The following is a 7,367-nucleotide window of genomic DNA, read 5'->3' as shown; positions in this document are numbered from 1 at the left end:
GTTCCGCGCGCGGGCCGCCGAGGCTGGCCCACCGCCTCCGCGGCGGGAGCACCGGGTGCCGGGGCCCGAGAGGAGCCGGGCCGGGAGCTGGACGGCCGGGCGAACACTGGCACCCGAGGCTTCGTCGCGGACTCCTCCGTGGAGGTCGGATCAGGGGACTGCTCGGACTGTGGCCCGGGCTGCGGAGTGGGATCAGGAAGAGGGTCCGGAGCGGGAGTCTGGGCGCGGGACACGTCGAAGTCGGATGCGTCCATTCCCGCTGTCTCGACGCTGGGCACCCGAGCGGTGGTGGGCCCATAGGTGGGGTCGGTCAGCTCCACGGGGTCGGTGGCCGCACCGGCCTCCGAGGGGGAGTCGGCAGACAGGGCGGAGCCGGCCGGGTCGCCGCTGGGCTGACCGTTCCACGCCGGGTGGGGCGAGGGCGGGGCCTGAGGCGGTTCGGGATCGGCGTCGTAGGGCTCCGGCGTCTCCTCGGCCATCCAGGCCGGGGCACCGTCCGATTCGTGCCCGGTGGGGCTTGCGGGGCCCGCCTCGACGGGCGCCGGGCGTGCGGGGGCTTCTGCCGCCGGCGGCGTGGTCTGCGCATGGGAGCTCCAGGTGCCGGGCTGTGGCGGGTGCTGCTCACGAGGCAGGCTCGAGCCGTCCGACCCAGCAGGCGCGGGGTCCGGCTGCGCTGAGGGTGCCGGCGTCGGCCGGCTAGGACCTTTTGGGGACTGACCAGCTGCCGGGGGAGCACCTCCAGTGATGAGGTCGAAGCTGACCTGCAGGCCCAGGACCTGCTGGATGGCGGCGTTGAGGGCCTGGTCACCGCGTCGGTTCGCGAAGGTGGAGCGGGCGCCGTCGTTGGTGAACGCGATCGTGAGGGTCTGACCGTCGAAGCCGGCCACCGAGGCGTTGTCCTTGACCAGCATCCACAGCAGTCGCGACTGGGAGGCCAGCTGTTGGACGATCTCCGGCCAGGCTCGGCGCATCATCTCCGCCCGGGACCCGCTGGGGGCCGCGCCCTGCGGTGCGGCAGGGTCGGCGGCGCGTGCGGCGGTGCCGAGTCGGCAGGACCGGGCGCGGTGGGTACCGGCGCGGTGGGTCCCGCCTCGGTGGGTTCCGCCTCGGTGGGTGCGGGCTCAGCGGACGGTGTGGCTCCGGGAGCACCCGAGGGCACGCCTGCCGGAGCGGCAGCCTCCTCGGTGGGACCCTCGGGCCTGATCGTCTGCGCTGCCGGCGCCTCCGCGAAGCGGGAGGACTCAGCTCCTGGGCGCGGGACGCCGGGGGTGGCCCAGCCGTCGTCGTCGGCTGCGGGTGCGGAGGCCGCCGCGGGTGCAGCGGCGGCAGCAGGGTTCGAGGCCGCGAGGGGCTCGGCCGCCGGAGCCTGCGCGGGGCTCAGACACGACGACGGCGCGGCGCAGGAGCCTGCCCGGAAGGCGGCGCCGACGTCGGCGCGGGAACCGTCTCAGAGGCAGGTGGAGCTGCGGATGTCGGCTGGGCCGCGGTCTGGGTGGGGTCCTCGGCGGGAGGGGTCGTTCCGGAGCCGGAGACGAAGTCCACGCGCCGCTCCAGACGCTCGAGCCGCGCGGCCAGGCTGGAGGTTCCCTGATCAGCATGCGGCAGCAGCAGCCGGGCCATCAGCAGCTCCAGGTGCAGCCGCGGTGAGGTCGCCCCCACCATGTCGGTCAGCGCCTGGGCGGTGATGTCCGCCGCTCGCGAGAGCTCCGCGGAGCCGACCTTGCCCGCCTGGGCCTGCATGCGGCGGATCTGGTCGTCCGGGACGCCGCGCAGGATCGACCCGGGCGAGTCCGGCACCGACTTCACGATGATCAGATCCCGCAGCCGCTCCAGCAGGTCCTCGACGAAGCGTCGAGGGTCCTGACCCGACTGCACCACGCGGTCGACCACGGAGAACGCGGTGGAGCCGTCCAGGCCCGCCACCGCGTCGACGACGTCGTCAAGCAGCGCGCTGTGGGTGAAGCCCAGTAGGGCTACGGCCCGGTCATAGTCCAGCCCTGCCTCGGTGGATCCGGCGATCAGCTGGTCCAGCACGGAGAGGGTGTCACGGACCGAGCCGCCGCCGGCGCGGATCACCAGGGGCAGCACGCCGTGCGCCACCGGCACCCGCTCCTGCTCGCAGAGCCGCTGCAGATAGTCCAGCAGCGGCTCCGGCGGCACCAGCCGGAACGGGTAGTGGTGGGTGCGGGAGCGGATGGTCCCGATGACCTTGTCCGGCTCCGTCGTGGCGAAGATGAACTTGATGTGCTCCGGCGGCTCCTCCACGATCTTCAGCAGCGCGTTGAAGCCGGCCGCTGTGACCATGTGAGCCTCATCGATGATGAAGATCTTGTAGCGGTCCCGCACCGGGGCGAAGGTGGCCCGCTCCCGCAGATCGCGGGCGTCGTCGACACCGCCGTGGGAGGCGGCGTCGATCTCGATCACGTCCAGCGATCCCGGACCGCCGGTGGCCAGGTCCCGGCAGGACTCGCAGTGTCCGCACGGGGTGCCGGTGGGGCCCTCCGCACAGTTCAGGCAGCGGGCCAGGATCCGGGCTGAGGTGGTCTTGCCGCAGCCGCGCGGCCCGGAGAAGAGATAGGCGTGTGAGACGGCGTCCTTGCCCAGTGCCGTGACCAGGGGTGCGGTGACGTGCTCCTGGCCGATCACATCGGCGAACGTGTCGGGGCGATACCGGCGGTACAGGGCTGTGCTCACAGTGAAGAACCTTACCGTCTGGGTGGGACACATGCATTCGGCCGGTCAGGCGGCCAGCGCGTTCACGGCGGCGCCGGCACACCGGGAGGACCGCCCCGGGCGGCCCGGGGTCAGGGCTTCAGCGGCCGACGTCGGGCGTCGCCCCAGGCGTCGGAGTGGCCGCCGGGGCGGACTTCTGACGTGCTGCGCGCTCCTTGAGCCTCGTCGCCACCTGTTTCTGCCGCGGGTAGACGTAGAGCCACGTGGTCCAGGGCCGCAGCCACACCATCAGCAGCGTGAGCGCCAGGCCCAGCACCGTGGTGATGCCGACGTGCCAGATCGGAGCGACCTCCATGCGGGCGAGCACCCGGTGGATGACCACCAGGATCGGGAAGTGCGCCACATAGACCACGATCGAGCTGCGGCCCGCCCATTCGAAGAACGCCGAGATCATGCCGCGTGGGAGCCGCGGAGCCAGCCAGAGGATCACGCCCAGGCCCAGCAGCGAGATCCCGGCGGCCTGCCAGGTGCCCATCCGCAGCGCCAGGTCCTCCCGGCCCAGATGGGAGAAGACCGCGGCGACGACGGCCATGGCCACCACCAGCATCCAGGGGGCCCGCAGCCACCGGTCCATGTACCGGCAGGCCCAGGCGCCGAGGAAGAAGAACGCCCCGTAGTACAAGGTCTTGTGGGGCAGCCCCGACGGGACCTCCACCAGCACGACGGCGGCCATCATCGCCGCCGAGACCAGCAGGAAGGGGAGCTTCTGCAGCAGGGCGGCCAGCGTGTAGCAGATGATCAGGGCCAGCAGGAACCACAGATAGTCGCCGGTGATCCAGTAGGACAGCTCGAAGGGCCCGTTGCGGTAGACGAACACCCCGTAGAGCACCATCCACACGGCCGCCGGCCAGACGATGGCCGCATACTTGCCCCACAGGTACTGGGGCAGCGGCTTGGCCAGCGAGCGCGGCAGCAGCATGCCGGACAGGAACATCAGCAGCGGCATCCGGAACGGCTCCAGGTACCGGTTGGTGAGGATCCATTCGCGGATGCCGGAGCCCGTCGACGTCGGGATGGACGCCGCGTGGAGGATCACCACCAGGATCACCGCCATGCCGCGGAGCAGGTCCATCCACTGCATGCGGCTGCTCGCGGGGGACTGCGCCGTGATCGGGCTGCTGGGTGTGGACATAGGTGTGTGCAGGTTCCTGGTTCGGGGAGGGAGGACTGCAGGAAGTGTACCGGTCCGTCCCGTCCAGATCCTGGAAGTTCCCTGAACGTGCTGGTCGACGGTGCGTGCCGGGGCTCGACCGCGGGGGACGGCGGCGGCATCCGTGCCCTTCCCTCCGTCCTGACGGGGACCTAGGGTGACGACCATGGACACCTCCGATGCGCACCCCACCGCTCCTGACGGCACCCCGGCTGAGATCCCGACGCCGTCGTCCTCACTGGCTCGCTCCGGTCCCGACGTCGCGCCCCGGCGGCCGCCGCCGTCGACGCCTACGTGGAGCAGACGGTGGCGCGCCCCGGACCCGAGTTCGCCGAGGTGCAGCGTCGGGCCGAGGAGGGCGGGCTGCCTGCGATCGAGGTCTCTGCCGCGCAGGGCAAGCACCTGGAACTGATGGTGCGCATCTCCGGGGCCCGTCACGTGCTGGAGGTCGGCACCCTGGCCGGGTTCTCCACCCTCTGGATGGCCCGAGCCCTGCCCGCCGAGGGGCGCCTGGTCACCTGTGAGGTGGAGCCCCACCACGCCGACGTCGCTCGGGCCAACCTGGACGGCGCCGGCGTGGGGGAGACGGTGGACATCCGCGTGGGCCCCGCCGAGGACACGCTGCTGAGCCTCGTGGACGAGGTCGCCTCAGGGGCCCGTCCGCCGTTCGACCTGGTCTTCCTCGACGCCGACAAGGCCGGCAACCCCCGCTACCTGGAGCTGGTGATGGAGATGGTGCGGACCGGGAGCGTCATCATCGGGGACAACGTGGTCCGCGGCGGCGCGGTCCTGGACGCCGAGTCCGAGGACCCGGACGTCCAGGGCATCCGCCGCTTCCTCACGCTGCAGGGTCAGCACCCTCGCCTGGAGGCCACCGCCGTGCAGACGGTCGGGGCCAAGAGCTGGGACGGGTTCAGCCTGGCCGTGGTCACGGACGGCTGAGGCGGCTCCCGCCCTCGTCGAGCGGGGCGCGGCTCAGGACTCCGCGGCTGCTCCGGGCGGCCCCACCGGGATCTCCGGCTGCAGGTAGACGCTGCCCCCGGCGGCGGCGAACTCCCGGCTCTTGGCGGCCATGCCCTGCTCCACGATCCTGCGCTGGTCCTCCGCTGAGCCGAACTCGTCGCGGATGTCCTGGGAGATCCGCATGGAGCAGAACTTCGGTCCGCACATGGAGCAGAAGTGGGCGGTCTTCGCAGGCTCGGCCGGCAGGGTCTCGTCGTGGAACGCCTGGGCGGTCTCCGGGTCCAATGCCAGGGCGAACTGGTCCTTCCACCGGAACTCGAAGCGGGCCTTGGACAGCGCGTCGTCCCGCGCCTGGGCCGCCGGATGTCCTTTGGCCAGGTCCGCGGCGTGGGCGGCGATCTTGTAGGTGATCACCCCGGCCCGGACGTCCTCGCGGTTCGGCAGCCCCAGATGCTCCTTCGGGGTGACGTAGCACAGCATGGCGGTGCCGTAGCGGGCGATCTCGGTGGCCCCGATCGCGCTGGTGATGTGGTCATAGCCCGGGGCGATGTCGGTGACCAGCGGCCCCAGCGTGTAGAACGGTGCTCCGTGGCAGAGCTCCTGCTGACGCTCCACGTTCTCTCGCACCAGGTGCAGGGGGATGTGGCCCGGGCCCTCCACCATGACCTGCACGTCGTGCTCCCAGGCCCGTCGGGTCAGCTCCGCGAGCGTGTCGAGCTCCGCGAACTGGGCCTCGTCGTTGGCGTCCGCGATGGAGCCGGGACGCAGCCCGTCGCCCAGGGAGAACGCGACGTCGTAGGCGGCGAAGATCTCGCACAGCTCGTCGTAGTGCGTGTAGAGGAAGTTCTCCTGGTGGTGGGCCAGGCACCAGCCGGCCATGATGGACCCGCCGCGGGAGACGATGCCGGTGACGCGCTCGGCGGTCAGCGGCACATGGCGCAGCAGCACTCCGGCGTGGACGGTCATGTAGTCCACCCCCTGTTCGCACTGCTCGATCACGGTGTCCCGGAAGACCTCCCACGTGAGGGCCGAGGCGTCGCCGTCGACCTTCTCCAAGGCCTGGTAGATCGGGACCGTACCGATGGGCACCGGGGCGTTGCGCAGGATCCATTCTCGGGTGGTGTGGATGTCATCTCCGGTGGAGAGGTCCATGACGGTGTCCGCACCCCACCGGGTGGCCCACCGCAGCTTGTCCACCTCCTCGGCGATGGAGCTGGTGACCGCCGAATTGCCGATGTTGGCGTTGATCTTCACCAGAAACTCCCGTCCGATGACCATCGGCTCGGACTCCGGGTGGTTGATGTTGTTCGGAATGATGGCCCGCCCGGCCGCCACCTCGGCGCGCACCTTCTCCGCGTCACAGCCTTCCCGCAGGGCCGCGTAGCGCATCTCCTCGGTGATGACGCCCCGCCGCGCGTAGTGCATCTGGGTGACCTTCCTCCCCGGAAGGGCGCGGCGCGGCACGGGACGTCTGCCGCGCCACTCGTCGCTGGCCGCCCCGCGACGCACCGCCGAGCGGCCGTCGTCGTCGAGGTGACGCCCCCGGCCGGTGTACTCCGCGGAGTCCTGCCGGGAGAGGATCCACGGTTCGCGGAACGGCGGCAGCCCGTCCAGCGGGTCGCCGCCGGGGCCCGCCGTCCGGTAGGCCTCGAACGGCTCATTGGCGGAGCCGTCCGGCGAGTCGTGCAGGTGGATCCGGGTGACGGGGACCTCAAGGCCGGAGCCGTCGGTGATGCTGGCCCGCTCGTGGGCGGGGTGAGCCTCCTCCGTGGGGGAGGCGGTGGTGTTCGCCGAAGGGGCGGTGTGCACAGAGAAATCGCTCATGATGAGCCCTCACTTCCTACGCCGGCATGACCCGGTCAGGTTCGACGGTCCAGGCGTGCATCGCCTGATCTCAGCCCCTGCAGGGGCACCCGTGTGGACTCGATGAGCGTAACGCACCTCACGACGCCGGCGTCGGCGTGTGACGAGGTGGCCTGGGGCGATGTGCCCCGAAGGGGTCGCTCGGAAGACGTAGGAAGGCCCCCGGTCTGTGACCGGGGGCCTTCTCATCAGGGCGGAGGATAGGGGATTTGAACCCCTGAGGGTGTGAACCCAACACGCGTTCCAAGCGTGCGCCATAGGCCGCTAGGCGAATCCTCCTTCACCGCTCGATCCGCAGGTGCGAACACCTGGCGTCGCGAGGGCAGGCTCCATGCTAGCGGACAATCCGGGCAGAATGCACATCGAGTCCGGATCCATGTCCTGAGGGCCCGGCAGAGGGCCGCGCCCGGTTGGCGCCGGCGGCAATCTCCGGGCTACGATGGTCCCCGGCCCCACGTGTGGTGTCATCCTGCTGAACTCCCCCAGGACCGGAAGGTAGCAAGGGTAGGTGGGCTCTGGCAGGTGCACGTGGGGCCACTTCTGTCGTCACGGCAGCTGTGGGTTATTGGCCAGAATGTGTGTATGGCCCGGGCGTGTCATCCCCTTCCGGCCCAGCCTTTGCGGGTCCAGAGGCCTTCCTCAGCTATAGCTGAGGTGC

Annotated in this window: 3 protein-coding genes, 1 tRNA gene, 1 other RNA gene, 2 pseudogenes and 1 riboswitch; of the genes and pseudogenes, 2 read left to right on the top strand and 5 right to left on the bottom strand. The window is 71.0% G+C overall.

What is annotated here, in order from left to right; translation table 11 throughout:
- The 3 genes and pseudogenes from BCY76_RS16600 to BCY76_RS16590 all read right to left on the bottom strand — a co-directional run.
- Positions 1-974 (bottom strand): annotated as a pseudogene (locus tag BCY76_RS16600) (hypothetical protein); the annotation flags it as partial.
- A 140-nt stretch (positions 975-1,114) separates the two neighbouring features.
- A pseudogene (locus BCY76_RS16595) lies at positions 1,115-2,727 on the bottom strand (DNA polymerase III subunit gamma and tau); the annotation flags it as partial.
- Positions 2,728-2,812: 85 nt separating this feature from the next.
- Positions 2,813-3,865, bottom strand: a complete 1,053-nt coding sequence (locus tag BCY76_RS16590) for an acyltransferase family protein (protein WP_070158916.1) — start codon at positions 3,863-3,865, stop codon at positions 2,813-2,815.
- Between the two features lie 324 nt (positions 3,866-4,189).
- Between BCY76_RS16590 and BCY76_RS16585 the strand changes: the two genes are divergently transcribed.
- A complete protein-coding gene (locus tag BCY76_RS16585; RefSeq protein ID WP_237090244.1) occupies positions 4,190-4,825 on the top strand; it encodes an O-methyltransferase in 636 nt (211 codons plus the stop codon).
- A gap of 33 nt (positions 4,826-4,858) precedes the next feature.
- On the opposite strand, the gene thiC is transcribed toward BCY76_RS16585, so the two are convergent.
- Together thiC and BCY76_RS16575 are read right to left on the bottom strand one after the other, a co-directional pair.
- Positions 4,859-6,670 carry a phosphomethylpyrimidine synthase ThiC gene (thiC, locus tag BCY76_RS16580; RefSeq protein ID WP_085437939.1) on the bottom strand — a complete coding sequence of 604 codons (1,812 nt, stop codon included), beginning with the start codon at positions 6,668-6,670 and terminating at the stop codon, positions 4,859-4,861.
- Positions 6,667-6,773, bottom strand: a riboswitch (TPP riboswitch). It overlaps the preceding gene by 4 nt.
- Positions 6,774-6,903: 130 nt before the next feature.
- Positions 6,904-6,988: transfer RNA gene (locus BCY76_RS16575), tRNA-Ser, on the bottom strand.
- Positions 6,989-7,154: 166 nt separating this feature from the next.
- On the opposite strand from BCY76_RS16575, the gene ffs reads away from it, so the two are divergent.
- Positions 7,155-7,251, top strand: an RNA gene (gene ffs / locus BCY76_RS16570) — signal recognition particle sRNA small type.
- Positions 7,252-7,367 lie beyond the last annotated feature (116 nt).

The sequence above is a fragment of the Nesterenkonia sp. PF2B19 genome (assembly GCF_001758425.2).
Taxonomy (GTDB): domain Bacteria; phylum Actinomycetota; class Actinomycetes; order Actinomycetales; family Micrococcaceae; genus Nesterenkonia; species Nesterenkonia aethiopica.
Note: the sequence above shows the minus strand (reverse complement) of the source record. Positions and strands in the feature narration are given on the sequence as shown.